General features: G+C 62.6%; 15 protein-coding genes. 1 reads left to right on the top strand and 14 read right to left on the bottom strand.

Annotated elements, in window-relative coordinates; translation table 11 throughout:
• Positions 1 to 74 precede the first annotated feature (74 nt).
• From EHW12_RS08955 to mftA, 14 genes are all read right to left on the bottom strand, one after another.
• Complete coding sequence (locus EHW12_RS08955) at positions 75 to 635, bottom strand: DUF779 domain-containing protein (RefSeq protein WP_003942021.1); 561 nt, start codon at positions 633 to 635, stop codon at positions 75 to 77.
• 91 nt (positions 636 to 726) lie between these two features.
• Positions 727 to 2,250 carry an aldehyde dehydrogenase gene (gene adh / locus EHW12_RS08950; RefSeq protein WP_007730158.1) on the bottom strand — a complete coding sequence of 508 codons (1,524 nt, stop codon included), beginning with the start codon at positions 2,248 to 2,250 and terminating at the stop codon, positions 727 to 729.
• Positions 2,251 to 2,393: 143 nt separating this feature from the next.
• Positions 2,394 to 3,707 carry a helix-turn-helix domain-containing protein gene (locus tag EHW12_RS08945; RefSeq protein WP_047268928.1) on the bottom strand — a complete coding sequence of 438 codons (1,314 nt, stop codon included), beginning with the start codon at positions 3,705 to 3,707 and terminating at the stop codon, positions 2,394 to 2,396.
• A gap of 105 nt (positions 3,708 to 3,812) precedes the next feature.
• Complete coding sequence (mftG, locus tag EHW12_RS08940) at positions 3,813 to 5,294, bottom strand: mycofactocin system GMC family oxidoreductase MftG (RefSeq protein WP_058038117.1); 1,482 nt, start codon at positions 5,292 to 5,294, stop codon at positions 3,813 to 3,815.
• Positions 5,291 to 6,688 (bottom strand): mycofactocin biosynthesis glycosyltransferase MftF, encoded by a 1,398-nt coding sequence (gene mftF, locus EHW12_RS08935; RefSeq protein ID WP_007730153.1) that lies wholly within the window; start codon positions 6,686 to 6,688, stop codon positions 5,291 to 5,293. Before mftF ends, mftG begins: the two co-directional genes overlap by 4 nt.
• A 97-nt stretch (positions 6,689 to 6,785) precedes the next feature.
• Positions 6,786 to 7,478 (bottom strand): mycofactocin biosynthesis peptidyl-dipeptidase MftE, encoded by a 693-nt coding sequence (mftE, locus tag EHW12_RS08930; RefSeq protein WP_042922382.1) that lies wholly within the window; start codon positions 7,476 to 7,478, stop codon positions 6,786 to 6,788.
• A 98-nt stretch (positions 7,479 to 7,576) separates the two neighbouring features.
• Positions 7,577 to 8,815 carry an HNH endonuclease signature motif containing protein gene (locus EHW12_RS08925; protein WP_125050508.1) on the bottom strand — a complete coding sequence of 413 codons (1,239 nt, stop codon included), beginning with the start codon at positions 8,813 to 8,815 and terminating at the stop codon, positions 7,577 to 7,579.
• Between the two features lie 52 nt (positions 8,816 to 8,867).
• Positions 8,868 to 10,817 (bottom strand): mycofactocin system FadH/OYE family oxidoreductase 2, encoded by a 1,950-nt coding sequence (locus EHW12_RS08920; RefSeq protein ID WP_125050507.1) that lies wholly within the window; start codon positions 10,815 to 10,817, stop codon positions 8,868 to 8,870.
• Positions 10,817 to 11,644: a mycofactocin-coupled SDR family oxidoreductase gene (locus tag EHW12_RS08915; RefSeq protein ID WP_003941966.1), complete on the bottom strand. Its 828-nt coding sequence runs from the start codon at positions 11,642 to 11,644 to the stop codon at positions 10,817 to 10,819. Before EHW12_RS08915 ends, EHW12_RS08920 begins: the two co-directional genes overlap by 1 nt.
• A complete protein-coding gene (locus EHW12_RS08910) occupies positions 11,641 to 13,572 on the bottom strand; it encodes a mycofactocin system FadH/OYE family oxidoreductase 1 (RefSeq protein WP_054187799.1) in 1,932 nt (643 codons plus the stop codon). Before EHW12_RS08910 ends, EHW12_RS08915 begins: the two co-directional genes overlap by 4 nt.
• Before the next feature lie 26 nt (positions 13,573 to 13,598).
• Positions 13,599 to 14,777, bottom strand: a complete 1,179-nt coding sequence (mftD, locus tag EHW12_RS08905; protein WP_003942047.1) for a pre-mycofactocin synthase MftD — start codon at positions 14,775 to 14,777, stop codon at positions 13,599 to 13,601.
• Between the two features lie 55 nt (positions 14,778 to 14,832).
• Positions 14,833 to 16,050, bottom strand: a complete 1,218-nt coding sequence (gene mftC / locus EHW12_RS08900; protein WP_003942089.1) for a mycofactocin radical SAM maturase — start codon at positions 16,048 to 16,050, stop codon at positions 14,833 to 14,835.
• 76 nt (positions 16,051 to 16,126) lie between these two features.
• A complete protein-coding gene (gene mftB, locus EHW12_RS08895; protein WP_007728309.1) occupies positions 16,127 to 16,414 on the bottom strand; it encodes a mycofactocin biosynthesis chaperone MftB in 288 nt (95 codons plus the stop codon).
• Positions 16,399 to 16,494, bottom strand: a complete 96-nt coding sequence (gene mftA / locus EHW12_RS08890) for a mycofactocin precursor MftA (RefSeq protein ID WP_063836238.1) — start codon at positions 16,492 to 16,494, stop codon at positions 16,399 to 16,401. Before mftA ends, mftB begins: the two co-directional genes overlap by 16 nt.
• Positions 16,495 to 16,644: 150 nt before the next feature.
• On the opposite strand from mftA, the gene mftR reads away from it, so the two are divergent.
• Positions 16,645 to 17,244 carry a mycofactocin system transcriptional regulator gene (gene mftR, locus EHW12_RS08885; protein WP_007728311.1) on the top strand — a complete coding sequence of 200 codons (600 nt, stop codon included), beginning with the start codon at positions 16,645 to 16,647 and terminating at the stop codon, positions 17,242 to 17,244.
• The last annotated feature ends 6 nt before the right edge of the window (positions 17,245 to 17,250 follow it).

The raw sequence follows: 17,250 nt of genomic DNA, 5'->3' as shown, positions 1-17,250 counted from the left end.
AGATGACCGTGCTGTTAACTGGCTGTCATGTGAGCGGCCCCGAGTCTGTTCAGATCTTCTTCAGGCTGCCGTTCTCAGGATCGGGCGGCCGCGCCCGGCACCGGGCAGGCGTCGACGGCCTCGGCGACCACCTGGGGAACCGTCGGGGGCAAAGGACGCACGCCCGCTTCCCAATCAGCGCCCACGAGAATGCTCGACGCGCCGAGTGCTTCGTTTTCGTCCGGTGTGAATGCCCTTGCTCGACTGAGGAATCTGAATCCTTCAGGAGACTCCAGGCTGAATCCACTGCCGCGGCCGGGCACGACGTCCAGTACCAACTGGGTGTGCTTCCAGGCTTCGAACTGTGATCCGGAAATCCAGACCTGTACAGCGTCGGTTCCGGTGGGAAGGTCTTCGGGAGTCTCTCCGACAGCAAGTCGGAGATCGACGATTCCGAGTAGTACGTCACGGTCCCCGACGATGAATTCGCCTGAGGGATAACACATCGGGGCCGAGCCGTCGCAGCATCCGCCGGATTGATGCATCATCAGTTCGCCGTGAGTCCCGCTGAGGCGGCGCAGGAGGTCAGCCGCCCCAGCGGTGGTCACCAACCGGGGTGGAACGGCGCCGGTATCGGGTGTGTCCGTGGCGCTCATTCCAACCTCCGTGTGTTTGTGCAGGTTTCGCGTGTTGCAGTCTTGCTCACCGGCACCCGCAGCGAGGGGCTCACGGGTGCCGGTGGGTAGATCAGAAGAAGCCCTGAGCCTTCTGGGCGTAGCTGACCAGGAGGTTCTTGGTCTGCTGGTAGTGCGAGAGCATCATCAGGTGGTTCTCGCGGCCGATGCCGGACTGCTTGTATCCACCGAAAGCGGCGTGTGCCGGGTACTGGTGGTACGTGTTGGTCCAGACGCGACCGGCTTGGATGTCGCGGCCTGCGCGGTAAGCAACTCCGCCGTCGCGGGACCAGACACCGGCGCCCAAACCGTAGAGCGTGTCGTTGGCGATTTCGATGGCCTCGTCGTAGTCCTTGAACGAGGTGACCGAGACGACGGGTCCGAAGATCTCTTCCTGGAAGATGCGCATCTTGTTGTTGCCGGTGAACACCGTCGGCTGGACGTAGTAGCCGCCGGACAGGTCTCCGCCGAGTTCGGCTCGCTCACCACCGGTGATGACCTTGGCGCCTTCGGCCTTGCCGATCTCGATGTACGAGAGGATCTTCTCGAGCTGATCGTTGCTGGCCTGGGCACCGATCATGGTGTCGGTGTCGAGCGGATCCCCTTGGCGCACAGCCTTGGTGCGGATGGCTGCCATCGCGAGGAACTCGTCGAAGATGTCTTCCTGGATCAGCGAACGTGACGGGCAGGTGCAGACCTCGCCCTGGTTGAGGGCGAACATCGTGAAGCCCTCGAGTGCCTTGTCCTGGTAGTCGTCGTTTGAGGCGAGAACGTCGGAGAAGAAGATGTTGGGGCTCTTGCCACCGAGTTCGAGGGTGACGGGGATAAGGTTCTGCGACGCGTACTGCATGATCAGGCGACCGGTGGTGGTCTCACCGGTGAACGCGATCTTCTTGATACGCGGGCTGGACGCGAGCGGCTTTCCGGCCTCGACGCCGAAGCCGTTGACGATGTTGAGAACACCGGCAGGCAGCAGGTCACCGATGATGCCGATGAGGTGCAGGATCGAGACTGGCGTCTGCTCGGCAGGCTTGAGCACGATGGCATTGCCGGCAGCGAGGGCGGGGGCAAGCTTCCACACGGCCATGAGGATCGGGAAGTTCCACGGAATGATCTGGCCGACTACGCCGAGCGGCTCGTGGAAGTGGTACGCCACGGTGTCGGAGTTGATCTCCGAGAGCGAACCTTCCTGTGCGCGAATAGCTCCCGCGAAGTATCGGAAGTGATCGATGGCGAGCGGAATGTCGGCGTTGAGGGTCTCGCGGATCGGCTTGCCGTTGTCCCACGACTCGGCGAGTGCGATGGATTCGAGGTTCTCCTCCATACGATCAGCGATCTTGTTCAAGATGATCGCGCGCTCGGCGACCGAGGTCTTGCCCCAGGCCGGAGCTGCTGCGTGCGCTGCGTCGAGAGCGAGTTCGATGTCTTCTGCGGTGGAACGAGCCACATCACAGAAATTCTGTCCGGTCACCGGTGTCGGGTTCTCGAAGTACTGACCCTTGACCGGAGCAACCCATTCGTTGCCGATCCAGTTGTCGTATCGAGACTGGAAGGACATGATCGCGTCGGCGGTACCTGGGCGGGCGTACACGGTCATTGCAAGCTCCTATGTAAACGTGATCTTCCTGGGCGCACCCACCAAATCGGTGACTGCAATCCCACCCCCCGGTGGGGTGTGATTCACAACACTAGGAGTTGCAACGTTGCAAGTACGTTGCGTGCGAGAAACGCAGATGATTCTCAGATGCCCAATTGGCGGTCGAGGAGATCAATTCTAGCCTGGACCTGCGAATACAGCGGAGATTGAGGATCCAACGTGGACAGGTAGGCCTCCCACACGACTGAGTCTTCGCGGCCGTGTACCGATGTGGTCCACCGGGCCAGAAGGTTGGCGTCACCTCCACGCAGCAGAGCTGCCTGGACCCTGGTGCGTAGTTCTTCCCGCACCTCTTCGATGCCGGGAGACGCCGAGCCCGCCAGCACCGGGCCCGAATACAGTTTCATCGCCGTCGCTGCGTCGCCTCGATCCAACGCTGCCCGCACCTCGCCGACATCTGTCGTGAACTCCGTGATGATCCGATAGGGGCGCGAAGCCAGCCGGTCGGCACCGAAAACCTTACGAAGCCGCGACATTTCCGCGCGAATGGTCACTGCGTCGAGTTCGCCCTCGTCGAGCAGGACCGCAAGGTGGTCGGAGCTGAGACCCTCCGGGTGTTCGGAAAGCAGAAGGAGAATCTCGGCGTGACGCTGCGAAATCGGGATGCGGTCACCGCCGCGAACCAGCGTCGGCCGGCCGGCACCGAATGTTTCGAGGCGCGGAGCCGTGGCACTGAGTGGGATGGGCGAGTTCAAGAGATGGAATCGCAATTCCGATTCGGCGGCCGCGACAGTTGCACGGATCAGTGACAGCACTTCGGGAACCGCAACCCTGGGACCACCGGTGATGTCGATGGCACCAAGGATTTGCCCAGTGGTGGGATCGTGGACGGGTGCGGCCGAACAACTCCAGTCGTGCACGGTTCGGTTGAAATGCTCGGATCCGAAAATCTGTACGGAGTGATCGAGAGCAAGCGCCGTTCCCGGCGCATTGGTGCCGACACGATCTTCGCTCCAATCGGCGCCTTCGACGAAGTTCATGGACAACGCCTTGTCCTTGGCCGAGTTGTCACCCTCCACCCAGAGCAATCGACCGTGTGCGTCACTGATCGCGATCAGTAGTCCGGTCTCGGCAGCATCTTCCACCAGGAGTTTCCGAATCACCGGACGGATCAGTGACATGGGATGCGCGGAGCGATATTTTTCGAGCTCCAACCCTTCGAGCATCTCAGGGTTGCCGACCACATCGGGATTTACCCCCTTGTTGCGGCTACGCATCCAGGACTCGAGTACGACCGAGCGGACATGGGAGTCGTCGGTCAGCCCCTGGCCGGGCACGCCGCGGGCATCGATGAACGACTGATGGGCAGACGAAAGTCGCCGCGCGAGTAACGCGACGTCATCGCCTGGCCTGACCGCCACCCACGGGTTGCCGGGCACAGCCTGTTCACGTGCCATATTTTGCGTTCCTCCGCTCCGTGGACCACTGTAACGCCGATCACAGCCCATAGGCGAGAACGACCATTCGGTATGACTGCCGACCCAGCCTGCTGCCCCTCGCGGTCACTCGTCGCCGAGCAGAATGGCGCTTGCTCGTTCCGCGACCATCACCGCGGTCGCATGCGGGCCGCGGGTCGGGATCGTCGGCAGGATTGACGTGTCAACAATACTGAGTCCTTGCGCGCCGATCACACGGCACCGACCGTCGACGACTGCGAACGGGTCCGCCTCGGCACCCATCACGCAACTACCGGACATATGCAGCGACGTTCCCAGGCGGGATTCGACCCACTCATCGGTGTACTCCATGACGGGGCGATCGATCAACCCCGTCTCGGCGATCGACTCGAGAAGATTCTCGGCGATCCGCATCCCTTCCCGAATGGCAGCTCGATCGTGCGCCGACGCGACGTAGTTGTACCGAATACGCGGCGCCCCAGCGGGATCCCCCGATGCCAGCTCGATGCTTCCCCGGCTGTGCGGCGCCATGAGGACCACTCCGACGCCGTGGTCCATGCGAGGCACACCGGGAACCAGGTCTGTGAAAGATGCGGTGTACGGACGGATTTCGATCTCAGCGAGGTTGAGGGCTGTCTCCAGCACCGGAGTCTGCGATCGAATCGTGCGGGGCTTCGAAAAATGGTACGGCAGCAGCACTTCCGGGTGGTCGACGAAGTTCTGTCCGACGCCCGGTCGATCGAGAACGACGGAAACTCCTTGCTCTACAAGTTGTTCCGCTGGACCAACACCGGAATTGAGGAGAATGTGCGGTGTCGCCACCGCACCCGAACACACGACCACATGGTCGGCACGAATGCGTCGGACATTGCCGTCGCCGAGAACGTCGACGCCGATCGCACGGGTACCCGAGAACGCGATGCGAATGACGTTCACTCCGGATTCCACCCGCAGATTCGGCCGGTGCAACGCCGGCATCAGATACCCGATCGCCGTACTGATCCGACGATGATCCGACACGTTCAGTGGCACTCGGCCCACCCCGAACGAGTCCGGCGCATTCTTGTCGACGTCGTCGGGAAAGCCTGCTCCGAGCGCTGCCGCATGAAACTCGCCGCTCAGTGGATGTAGTTGGTCCCACGCTCGACGCTCGACCGGGATCGGTCCGGCGGTCCCGTGGAACTCGCCCTCGAAATCACGATCCGTTTCGGACTTCTTGAAGTACGGCAAGACGTCGTCGTATCGCCATGAACTCGGCCAATTCTCGAAATCAGCACGGGTCGCGCGGGTGAAGTACGCACCGTTGACGGCTCCGGATCCACCGAGTGTCCGCCCCCGCGCAATTGTGGACGCCCGACGCGGCGTCAGTTCGACCGGATAGGTCCACGTGTATTCGCTCGCAGGTCCGACCGGCAGTCGGTACGGATCACCCAGGACGTCCGGGAGTTCGAGCGCCGATCGATATCCGCTTCCCGATTCGAGGAGCATCACCGTGGCGGATGGATCTTCACTGAGCCTGGCTGCGACCACGCAACCACACGTGCCACCACCGACAACCAGGAAATCTGCGTAGTCGGCTTCTGTCACTTGGTGATTCGAGGTTTCAGCGCCGCCCAGTCGCGGGCGTCGAATGCGCCACGCCAGAGTCCGGCTCCATACGCGATGTCGTCGGCTCGTTTGAAGAAGACGTACCGAACCGGTCCCAGCCCGCCTGGCTCACGGTGGCGATACCAGTCCACCAAACCTTCGGTGACTGCTGCAGCGACGGCCAGCCGCCGAATTCGCCTGGAGGCGATCACCGCCAGGAGCGTCACGGGCCAGTAGTGACGACACATTGCCGAGGCGAGTTGCCAGAATCCGCCGACAACTCCCTGCGCGGTGAGGATCGCCGCGATCCGGGTGGGTTGACTCAGGCCGGTGAACATCTTTCGCAGCCGGTAAACGGTAAACAGCAAAGCGCCGAGTGCGCCGGCAAGACCGGAACGGGTCAGTGTTGCAGCGGCGATACACGCGAAGAGCGTCGAGAACGACATCGCCATCGGCGGAACCGAACCCTCGTGTCTTGCAGCCAACGGCGCCGCACCCGTGCCGTAGAACGCTCTCCTGGCGAACCACTTGTCGAACTGAACTCGATGATCGTGGGCGACATGCGCAACCGGTTCGTACCTCAGTCGCCAACCCGCAGCCTGCAGTCGCCAGCAGAAATCGACGTCCTCGGCTACTTCGAGACTCTCGTCGAAACCGTTGCATTCGAGTGCCACGTCGCGCCGGACGATCACGGCGGCGCTGGGGACATAGGCGACCGGACTGCCCGACTTCACCGCAGCTTCCTTGCGTCCGAGGTCGAGAGACGATCGCATGTTCTCGTACCGCGCCAGCGCCGTCCCGTACGGATCGAGGGCGACGATGCGGGGTGCAACAAGGGCAACCCCCGGATCGCTGAAGTGGCCCAACATCAACTCGAGCCAACCGGCACGCGGTATGACGTCGGAGTCCAGAAAAGCTACGAAACGTGTTTGGGCCGAACGCAATCCCGAGTTTCTCGCTGCCGAGGGTCCGCGCGCACTCTCGTGCCGGACCACTGTGATGGTGCCGGTGCCCGGGCAGGCGCGACGGGGCTCCACCGGCACTTCCGAACCGTCGTCGACAACGATGACGGTCAGATCCTTGAGGACGGGCAATAGGCGTTCGACGCCGGCCTGGTTGTCCTTGACCGGAATCACGACCGTGACATCGGCAGCGGACGGCGTCGACATCGGACGAGGATTCGCGACACCTGAATCGAGAAGGTGTCGCGCAACCGCAGCGCTCTGCTGATCGACCACCTCGAGGAAGCCGTCACCGATCATCGCCGCAGCCGTCGGCGCCAGCTTGAGCATCCGTGTCGGAGATCCGCCGATGAGTACCCGGCCACCCGAGTACGTGCGCACCTTGGGGTCCAACCGAATGCCGAAGCCGTCGGGGAGTCTTGCTGGTCGCATCAGATGATCGTAAGGGACGTAGCCCGTCGTGCTGCAACTCGTCGCAGCCTCGAAAGCCGTCGCAGGTGGACCGTCCGCCCCCACTCGGTCGTGGTCGTCACCGAAGCCTCCCATCTGGACCAGGCTCCCACCGGGCCAGTCCATCCGTCACGCGTCCTACCAACTCACCGAAGATGTATGCGCCGTCTTCGGCGGTAGCCCCGACTGGATTGCCGAGAACGCCGTTTTGCGACACAGCGACCATACCGCCCGAACGCATTCCTGGCATCAGGTCCGCGATAGGAGACAAATTTCCTGTCTCAGCAAGGCTCATGTGCACCAAATCGGGCGAAAGGTGCAGCAATAGGCTCGTTTCAGTGTGTCCGGCATGCGCGTCGGCACCCGCAACAGCGCACGGCACCCAAGCAGCATCACGCCCCTCATACCGCAGAAGTGCCACCGCTTTGGCCAATGCGGGACCATTTCCGCCGTGGCCGTTGACGAACAGCACCCGCTTCGTCCATCGGAACGCCGACCTTCCGTATTCGACGACGACGGTTTCCATAGCCTCGGCACCGATCGAAATCGTGCCGGCAAACCCTTCGTGTTCGCCGCTCGCCCCGTATTCGATGGCCGGGGCCACGACGACGTCGGGCAGAGCCTGTGCGACTGCTCTCGCGATCCGAGTGTCGGTATCGAGAGGCAGGTGCGGTCCGTGTTGTTCGAAAGAACCGACCGGGACCACGACGGTGAGCGCAGTGCCCTCGAGCGCAGGACTCGGGATGGCAGCAAGGTCACGCGGAGAACTCATCCCCCGATCGTATTGGTGCGGGCCCCTCCCACCGCAACACTGCATGCGGATACACCGGGGCATTGTTGTGCCCCGGCGTATTCGTCAGTTGTCGCGGTTCACGCCGCTGTCGGTGGGCTGTTCCCGCCGATCGGCTGTTGATACGGATCGATCGACATCGGTGGATAGAACACTGTTTTTCGGTCGGGGCCGATCTCGACCCGCCATTCGGTGTGGTGCAGCGTCCGATGATGATGACCGCACAACAAGATCAGATTGTCGAGATCCGTTGGGCCACCATCGTTCCAGTGAACAATATGATGGGCATCGCACCACCCCGACGGTGTCCCGCACCCTGGAAACGCACACCCGCCATCCCGAACCGCCAACGCCCGCCGCTGGGGTACCGTCGCGGTCCTTGCTTCTTTGCCGCAGTCGAGCGGAACCCCGTTCTCATCCAACAAAATCCGGGTGACCGTGCAGTCGCAGGCCAACATCCGTGCGGTGTCGATGCTGATCGGGCCCACCCAATCCGTCCACGCGAACCCCAACTCCTCAGTGGACGGCAGGAGGTCTTTCAGAACTTTAAGGTCCGTCATATCTTTTGCCGACGCGGTCACCGTGATGTGCGGTTTCACCCCGCCCTCGATCGGACCCAACCCCGCCCGCTCGTACCGCCGCAACAATTCGCAGAACCCGTCCGCCCGTCGTAATCCCGGCGTACGGGTGTCCTTCACGCCGTCCTTCTCCGGCGTCGGCGCCGACAGACTCGACAACAACGTGATCAACCGGGCCCCGTTGATCGCATCCAGATCACCCTTCACAGTGACCCGCCCGTACAAGCCTTTCGAGGCGTAGAACTCGTTGCGCTCCGAATCCTCGCCGACCGGGACGCCGTCCTCGCGCTTGCCGTACTGCTTCTCGATCCGCCGAATCGCCGCCCGCACCGCATCGCAATCCGCAATGTTCTTCGACGCCAACGACAACAAAATCCCGCGAGCCTTGTCCACATCCGCCAGGGTCATGTTCTTCGGCGGATGCTGACAAAACGACGCCACCTGCCGCGCCTTCAACGCATCCACGTCACCACGGTGAAACGCATCGCCCACAACGGGTTCGAGCATCAACAACTGCGCCAACCCGACCAGCAGACTGCACTCACCGATCTCCAAATTCGTCGAACCATGCAACCACAGCGCGATCGCCCGAAAACCCTTCCCGCCAAGAACCTCACGGGAAAACATCTCCACGATCAACAACACCAACCGCGACTGCAACTCGTGCCGGGCGCGCACCAGATCGAGAACCTCACTCTTGAGGTCCTCGCCATCCAGCTGCCACGCTCCCCGACTGTCCATGCCGAAAGTTTAATCGAACATACTTTCGAGAACCAGAGACAAAACGGACGACTTATATCGCCAACGCGGCCCGATGCCCCTCGATGACGGCCGCGTGCGAACGCCTCGGAGACAAGGCGTCACCGATGCGAAATTTCTCGAAACAGCTTCCCTGCAAGGTGTTCCACAACTCGTCGACAGGTTCCTGCTGTGTCGCGAAGACCACCCAGTCGACTGCAACTTCCTCGGTCACACCCGTCGGAAGGTGAACCAAGCTCACGAGCGGCGTGGCCCCAGCACTCACCGAAGTCACCATCAGATCTGTCCGTTGACCGATCGACTTCTCGAACGCCCGGCGGTTCCACCCCTCGAAATCCAGGGTGATGCTCAGGTCCTGCGCGACCACCATGCCGTTGGTCGCGATCGTGACGGCACAGCCTCGATCAGCGAGGAACTCAGCCACCGACGTACCTTGATGGAATCCCAGTTCGTCGTAGACGAGCACCGTTCCACTCGGCAGAATCTTGCCGTCGAGAACGTCTCGAACACCCACCACACGCTCTGATCCACCCGCCCACGCCGGTCGCACAGGCCGCGCTCCGGTTGCAATCACGACCACCTCGGGCGCGCGCTCCTCCACGATCGCGAGATCGGCTCCAGCATCCAACTCGATCGTCACACCGCTTCGGCGACACTCAGATTCGAGATTCCGGACGAGGTCGGCGAGCTCACGGCGAGCCGGTACCACCGAGGCGGTAAGAATCTGTCCCCCAAGTCTTCGTTCACGCTCGAACAGCGTCACCGCATGACCTCGCTGGGCCGCTGTAGCCGCAGCTTGCAGGCCGGCCGGGCCACCACCGACCACCATCACCGTGCGGCCCCGTCGCCGCGGCATCGGCAGCGGTACCGATTCCCGACCGGCGCGCGGATTTTCGGTGCACCCCAACCAACGTCCCAGACCCATCCGCCCGACGCATTCCTGGTTGCAGGACAGGCAGGTTCGCACCTGTACCGATTGACCAGCACGCGCCTTGTTCACAAAATCCGGATCGGCGATCTGCCCGCGAACTACTCCCACCAGATCGCATACACCGTCCTCGAGTGCGGCTTCGGCATGCTCCGGCGTCTTGAAACGGCCGACTCCGACGACTGGAAGATCGACGACCTCCCTGATAGCAGACGGGACGAAGTTGGCGTAGCCGGTGGGTACAGCCATCGATGCTTCCACCAGATGCAGTGTTTCCGTGGCCATTCCGACGGTGGTGTTGATGTAGTCGACGTGACCGTCAGCTTCGATGAGTTGAGCGGTGGCTACTGCGTCGGACAGTTCGATGCCACCCCGCGTTCCTTCGTATCCACTCAGGCGCACACCGAGCACACGATCCGGGCCGATGGCCTTACGCAGTACCCCGAGCACTTCGAGAAGGAAACGCGCACGATTCGCCACGCCCCCGCCGTAGCGATCGGTGCGCAGGTTGGTCGAGGGTGCGAGAAACGCGCGCACGATGGACGACTGCGACGCCTGCAATTCCACCCCGTCGAAGCCACCGGCAACGCAGTTGCGCGCAACAAGGGCGAACCCTGCGAGAATCTCGGCGATGTCCGCGTCGTCGACAGCCTTGGGCACCTCGCGGAACAACGGATCCGCAACGGCGCTCGGCGCCAACAGCGGCGATCGCGAATAGGTTCCAGCGCCCTGACCCCCATTGTGGTTGATCTGCGCGAGAATCGACGAACCATGCGCATGAACGGCGTCGGTGATCCGCCGGTATCCCTCGATCGCTTCCGGCCGATAGCCCGCAATCATCTTCTCGTACGGTCGATCCGAAGGATGCGTCGAGTGCTCCTCGGTGATGATCAGACCCGCACCGCCGCGTGCCCGCGCCTCGTAGTAGCTCGAGTGCTGCTCCGTCGGCAACCCGTTCTCCGCGTAATTGGTCAGGTGTGCGGAGAACACGACCCGATTGCGGAGTGTCAGGTTGCCCAGGCGCAGTGGCGCGAAGAGGCGCGGGTACGGCGTCATCAGACCTTGGAGTTTCCTTGATCGAGAGCGATATGACTTGCCGTGACGGTGCGGGAACCGTCACCGGCGAGCCACAGGACGGTATCGGCGATCTCGTCAGGTTCGGCGAAAGCGATGTCCGAGAGGATCGGAGTGAAGTTGGGAAGGTACTGCGGAAACTTTGCAAATACCTCGAGCGCGCCCTGGTCGACCCCCATCGGCGTATTTACTCCGTAAGGGTGGATCGAGTTGACCCTGATCTTGTACTCCCCCAGTTCCTTTGCCGCGGCCTGCGTCAGACCGACGAGACCGAACTTGGCGCTCGCGTAGTGCGCCTGTCCGGGCAGCGCCTTGAGTCCGGCCACCGAACTGACCACGATGATCGATCCACCGCGCCCACCCTCGATGATCGCCGGCACCGAGGCCTTGAGGGTTTTCCAGACTCCGGTCAGGTTGATGTCGATCAGGGTTTCCCACTGCTCGTCCGACATTTCCCAGAATCGATTCCAGTTGCAGACCCCGGCGTTGGCGACCACGATGTCGAGACGTCCGAACTGTTCGACGCCGTCCTTGACCACCGCGGTGAGCGCTGCGCCGTCACGGACATCGACCTCACGGGCGAGGATCTTCCCGCCCTCCGCTTCCACCAGACGTATCGTCTCGGCAAAGTCCTCGGAAGTTGCTGCGTCGTAGGAATTGTCCGACGCCACCGACGCGCATACGTCGACCGCGATGATCGCTGCTCCCTCGCGCGCCATCTTGACCGCGTGCGCACGTCCTTGACCGCGCGCTGCGCCGGTGATGAAAGCAACGCGACCTTCGAGCGAACGAACTGAACCCTGTGTCATGAGATAGCCCTCTCTGCAGAATTGAAACTCGTTCTAGTAGTAAACCCTGCAAAGCGCCCTTCGCGGATGGATTCGAGAACAGTTCTCGGGGCAACCGAGTCGCCCACCTGAATGTCGGCCTCTTCCTTCAGCGTTTCGTTCGGCAGACGAGGCGAGCAGTCGATCACCACTTCGCACTCGAGCTGTGACCGCTCGCCGGTATGGACGTGTTCGACGCAGACGGCCCCTCGAGCGATTTCGGTGACACGTGACGCGAGCACCCTGGTGATCCCGGCCTGCTGGATGCGCGTGTTGGCGCCGACCAGATCCCCACTCGCGCCGAGCCTCGAACCGACGATGCTGTCGGGAGTCACAATCGAGACGGAGATGCCATGGGCCGCGAGTGCTTCTGCGAGCGCCACCGCGATCGGTCCACCGAGGGGATCGATCAGCGCGACCGGACCCGGCCCCACGGTGCTCAACTTCTCGAAGGCTTCCGACGCATCCAACCACCGAACCGAATCGTCGACCGGATACGTCGGCGGCCTCGCAGCACTACCGGTGGCAACGACAACAAACTCGCCCCGGCTGCGTGCGTCACCCAGGTCTTGGGCGTCGAGCGCCGCCCCGGTCCGCATCGTCACGCCGCTACGACGGCATTCGTCCTCCAACCACTGCGCGAGGAGTGCGAACCGGCTACGGCCGTCACCTCGCGCAAAAGTTCGGATCATGCCGCCGAACTGCGATGAACTCTCGACGAGTGTGACCGAGTGCCCCGCCACCGCCGAGATCCGTGCGGCTTCCATCCCAGCGGGGCCACCCCCCACGACCAGCACGGCTCCCGGTGTCGAAATCTGCTCTCGCTCATCGGGGTCCACCGTCTCGAAACCCGCGCTCGGATTCCCGACGCACGTCACGACAGGATTGCGAGGATCAGGCACGAGGCACGTCTGATTGCAGAGCACACACGGCCGGGGACGATCGCCGCGCGCGGCTTTCACAACCAGGTCCGGGTCTGCGATCTGGGCCCGGGTCATCTCGACGAACTCACCTACTTCCAGCGCCGCGTGAGCGTCGGCGATGTCCACGACGCTCCCCTGCACGACAACAGGAATCGACAGAGCGGCCTTGACCTCACGGCACAGATCGAGGTTGAAGTTCGGCGGGCAGTGAAAATCGGGGCGGTACCGGTCAGACGAATAGAGTCCGCCACGAACGACGACAAGGAGATCGAGGAACGGAGACACTTCACGCGCGATACCGATGGCAAGATCGGGCGTCAGGCCCGCCCATGGAGCTTCCTCGTCACAGGACAACCGCAGGGAGACAACGTGATCCGACCCGACTTCCTCGCGCACTGCCGAGATGACCTCGCGAACAAGAGCAACGCGATCGCTACCGTATCGGTCTTGCCGAGTGTTGGTCAGACCCGAAAGGAATTGTCGCAGAATGCTTCGAGGACCGGCATCGAGTTCCACTCCGTCCATTCCCGAAGCGACGGCCAGCGCCGACGCCTCACGGAAGCCGACTATCAGCTGGTCGATTTCCGGCTGCCCCATTGCCATCGGCAACTCACGCGTCGCCGGGTCGGCCACTCTTGACGGTCCCCACAGCACCGACTGGGAGTATGCGCTCGATCCCTGCATGCCGGTATGACCGAGCCCGGCCAGAACCAGCGTTCCGTACGGAGCACATGCAGCCGCGATCGACTGCCACCCCGGGCCACATTGCGACGCCAACGGCGCCCGCTCGTACGGCCAGTCGTTCTCCGATACCGAGGCCACTTCGGTGACGACGATCCCGGTTCCGCCCTCGGCGCGGCGCTGGTAGTACGCACGGTGCCGATCGGAAAGCGAGCGTCCCACAGCAAGATTGGTCTCGTGCGGACCGAAAACAACCCTGGACCGGACGAGGCGTCCGGCCAGGGTCGTGTGTTCGTCGAGTGTCAACTCACAGCTCTATCGGAGCCGTAATCTCAGCTGGCACCCAATGTGCGTGTGAAGCCTTCCGGAATCACCAGGTCCGCCGGGCTCAGTTCGGTGATGGACGAGTGGCCGAGGCCCATCAGCCCCGAGTCGATGCCCATCCGCATGAGGTCGAGCACGTTCTCGACACCGGCCTGGCCGTTGGCCGAGAGGCCCCACAGGTAGGCGCGCCCGAGCATGACGGCCTTGGCTCCGAGTGCGAGCGCCTTGACGACGTCGCCGCCGCGTCGAATGCCGCCGTCGAGAACAACTTCCACCTGATCGCCCACGGCCTCGGCAATGCCCGGGAGCACACGGATCGGCGCCGGGGTGCCGTCGAGGTTGTTACCACCGTGGTTGGAGACCGAGATAGCGGAGACACCGGCGTCGACAGCTCGCTTGGCGTCGTCGATGCGCATGATGCCCTTGAGCATGAACGGTCCACCCCACTGCTCACGAAGCCAGGCGATGTCTTCCCACGTCGGAAGCGGAGTCTGCATCCACTCGCCGTATGCGCCGAAGAACGTCGGTGCAGGCTGGCCGGGAGCCGCGAGGTTGGGGGTGGTCAGGTCCGGGATCTTGCCGGTCTTGGCGAACTCGAGCAACCACTTCGGGCGCATGATTCCCTCGGGTGCGAACTGGAACATCGCCTTGAGGTCCATCTTTTCGGGGATGGACGGGCTGCCCCAGTCGCGACCGTACGAGAAGGACCAGTCGGTGGTGATGATCAGGCCCTTGGCACCGGCAGCGCGAGCGCGCTCCATACGCTGCAGGAGCACGTCGCGGCTGCCGACCCAATACATCTGGAAGAAGACCTGCGGGTTGGCCGCGGCAACTTCTTCGATGGACTTGCTGGCAAAAGAACTCAGTCCGATGGCTGTTCCCCGTGCTGCAGCCGCACGGGCTACCGCTACTTCACCGTCGGGGTGCACTGCCTGCACACCGGTCGGTGAAATCATGACGGGCAACGAAATGTCCTGGCCCATAATGGTGGTGGACATCTCGCGCTTGTCCGACAGCCCGGCAGCGTGGGGAGCGAAACCCAATTCGCTGAATGCCGCGACGTTGTCGTCGACCGTCAGCCCTTTCTCGGATCCCGCCACCAACGCCGCGTACACGGACTTGGGCAACCTCTTCTTCGCACGGCGCTGTGCTTCTGCCACCGTCTCGAAGAAAGCATTCTTAGCCATTGAACTGACCTCTCTGGGGTGCAGCTTTCGCCGCACTGTCGGTATCGCGCAGTAGTTACTGCATTCCCGCAAGCGGGTTTTCGTCACAAATCTTGGCGGGCGGACGCATCATCAGTGTCAGTGGCACCGATGCGCGTGGGGTCTTACGTTGACCGGAACGGGAGTGGTCGACACTGGACTTCGGGACCTCGCCCGCCGACGCCAGTGCCATTTCACCGTTACCGATGACGCACTCGGGGTCAGGTCCGTCCATCGGCAGTCCGGTGAAGAACTTGGCCGCCATGCAGCCGCCGCGGCAGGAGTCGTAGTGGTTGCACTTGCTGCAGGCGCCACCGGTTTGGGGCGAGCGCAGCTCCTCGAACAGGTCCGAGTGCTGCCAGACTTCCTGGAATCCACCGTCTTTCACGATGTTTCCGGCGAGGAACTGCTCGTGAATCGCGAAGGGGCATGCGTACACGTCACCGACCGGGTCGATCAGGCACACGACGCGGCCCGCGCCACAGAGATTGAGACCGGGCAGTGCATCGCCGAAGGCGGAGAGGTGGAAGAACGAGTCGCCCGTCAGGACGCCTTCGCCATTGGCGACCAGCCAGTTGTAGAGCTCACGCTGCTGCTCCGGACGCGGGTGCAGGTCGTCCCACACGTCGGCGCCGCGGCCCGAAGGACGCAGTCGAGTGATGCGCAGGGTCGCGTCGTACTTGTCCGCGAGAGCCTTGAACTCGTCGAGCTGACTGACGTTGTGCCGCGTGACGACCACCGAAATCTTGGCGTCCTTGAAGCCGGCTTCCTTCAGGTTCGCGAGAGCGCGCTCGGCCATCGCGAACGAACCAGGCCCGCGCACAGCGTCATTGACCTCAGCGGTGGCACCGTCGATGGAAATCTGCACGTCGACGTAGTCACTGGCTGCGAGGCGCGCCGCGACCTTCTTGTCGATCTTCACGCCGTTGGTGGAGAACTTCACACCAACCTGGTGGTCGGTCGCGTAGTCGACGAGCTCCCAGAAGTCGGAGCGTACCGTCGGCTCGCCGCCACCGATGTTGACGTAAAAAACCTGCATACGCTGCAGCTCGTCGATGATGGACTTGCACTGTTCGGTGCTCAGCTCGTTGGGGTCACGACGACCCGACGACGAAAGGCAGTGCACGCAGGACAGGTTGCAGGCGTAGGTGAGTTCCCACGTCAGGCAGATGGGGGCGTCGAGTCCGAGTTCGAACTGATCGACGAGGCGACCCACCTTGGCGGGCGGGGAGGGCTGTTCAAGAACTGAGGTCATGGCTGTGTCCTCGCGAAGAAATGAAGCGGGCGAACGTGCGGAAGGGCTGTTCCGCACGTGGGGGCGAGCGTCTGGCTCAGACAGGCACGATCATGTGCGAGTCGGCGAGAGTGCTCAGCGCGCGGGCATATTGGGGAGCCGCGTCATCTTCGATGCCTTGCGCACGTAGTGCGGACCGGACATCAGGATGGTCTGGCAACGCCTTGACCACCGCAACGATGGTCGTGTTCTTCAGGAACGACAGCTTGCGTGTTCCGAAGTGGTAGAGCAACGCCCCGAAAGGTTCGGGGCGAAGCGCTACCTGCGGGTGGAGTTTCCACCCCGCATCGAGATCCAAAGCAGACACGGTCAGTACACGCCGCACATGCCGTCGATGGAAACTTCCTCCACGAGGGACTCCTCGACGAGGTCGTTCTCGAGCGCCTTGTTGTCACGATCTGACATGGATTCCTCCTGCGGTCGCACTCCGTCTGGAAGTCTGTAGATCAGACTTCCAACCTGGGAGTTGGTGGTCACTAGTGGGACTTCACTGTGACTCGGTTCACCACTGTAATGGCATCGAGTGCAGAATGACACACATGGAGCGAAAAAAGTATGCGTAGCCGCAAGAAACCGTCCGCTCGGATAGGTCGTCGCCCCTCCACAACGAAGGAGGGAATCAGCACGATCGGGATCGAACTGTTCTCGACAGTCGGCTTCAACGAGGTGAGCGTCGACCAGATAGCCGACGCCGCCGGCATCGCGCGTCGGACCTTCTTTCGCTACTTCCCGTCCAAGAACGCCGTCCCCTGGGGAGACTTCGACGGACATCTCGACGAGATGCGCGAGCACCTGGATTCACTGCCCGCTGATATTCCGTTGGTCGACGCACTCGAATCCGCATTGTTGACGTTCAACACCTTCCCACCGGAAGAGACTGCGGTACATCGCAAACGGATGGAATTGATCCTCGAAGTTCCGACGCTTCAGGCATACTCTGTGGTGATGTACGAAGGTTGGCGGCAGGTGGTCGCCGACTACGTCGCACGCCGAATGAATCTCGAGCCGACCGATCACGGCCCACGCACGGTCGGCTATCTTCTGCTCGGGGTCGCGATGTCGGCGTACGAGCAGTGGCTCACCGACGATTCACTCGAGCTACCGGAACTCTTGAAAACAGGTACGCAGTCCCTGCGGACCGGTATCAGCACCTGAGAAAGC

Origin of the sequence: Rhodococcus sp. NJ-530 (assembly GCF_003860625.1) — a bacterium.
GTDB lineage: Bacteria > Actinomycetota > Actinomycetes > Mycobacteriales > Mycobacteriaceae > Rhodococcus_F > Rhodococcus_F qingshengii.
The sequence above is the reverse complement of the archived record's forward strand: the minus strand, read 5'-3'. Positions and strand labels throughout refer to the sequence as shown.

What these genes read in the sequence shown, in the direction of transcription:
- EHW12_RS08955 (WP_003942021.1), bottom strand. Translation starts at nt 635, where the DNA reads ATGAGCGCCACGGACACACCCGATACCGGCGCCGTTCCACCCCGGTTG.
- adh (WP_007730158.1), bottom strand. Translation starts at nt 2,250, where the DNA reads ATGACCGTGTACGCCCGCCCAGGTACCGCCGACGCGATCATGTCCTTC.
- EHW12_RS08945 (WP_047268928.1), bottom strand. Translation starts at nt 3,707, where the DNA reads ATGGCACGTGAACAGGCTGTGCCCGGCAACCCGTGGGTGGCGGTCAGG.
- mftF (WP_007730153.1), bottom strand. Translation starts at nt 6,688, where the DNA reads ATGCGACCAGCAAGACTCCCCGACGGCTTCGGCATTCGGTTGGACCCC.
- mftE (WP_042922382.1), bottom strand. Translation starts at nt 7,478, where the DNA reads ATGAGTTCTCCGCGTGACCTTGCTGCCATCCCGAGTCCTGCGCTCGAG.
- EHW12_RS08925 (WP_125050508.1), bottom strand. Translation starts at nt 8,815, where the DNA reads ATGGACAGTCGGGGAGCGTGGCAGCTGGATGGCGAGGACCTCAAGAGT.
- EHW12_RS08920 (WP_125050507.1), bottom strand. Translation starts at nt 10,817, where the DNA reads ATGACGCCGTACCCGCGCCTCTTCGCGCCACTGCGCCTGGGCAACCTG.
- EHW12_RS08915 (WP_003941966.1), bottom strand. Translation starts at nt 11,644, where the DNA reads ATGACACAGGGTTCAGTTCGTTCGCTCGAAGGTCGCGTTGCTTTCATC.
- mftD (WP_003942047.1), bottom strand. Translation starts at nt 14,777, where the DNA reads ATGGCTAAGAATGCTTTCTTCGAGACGGTGGCAGAAGCACAGCGCCGT.
- mftC (WP_003942089.1), bottom strand. Translation starts at nt 16,050, where the DNA reads ATGACCTCAGTTCTTGAACAGCCCTCCCCGCCCGCCAAGGTGGGTCGC.
- mftA (WP_063836238.1), bottom strand. Translation starts at nt 16,494, where the DNA reads ATGTCAGATCGTGACAACAAGGCGCTCGAGAACGACCTCGTCGAGGAG.
- mftR (WP_007728311.1), top strand. Translation starts at nt 16,645, where the DNA reads ATGCGTAGCCGCAAGAAACCGTCCGCTCGGATAGGTCGTCGCCCCTCC.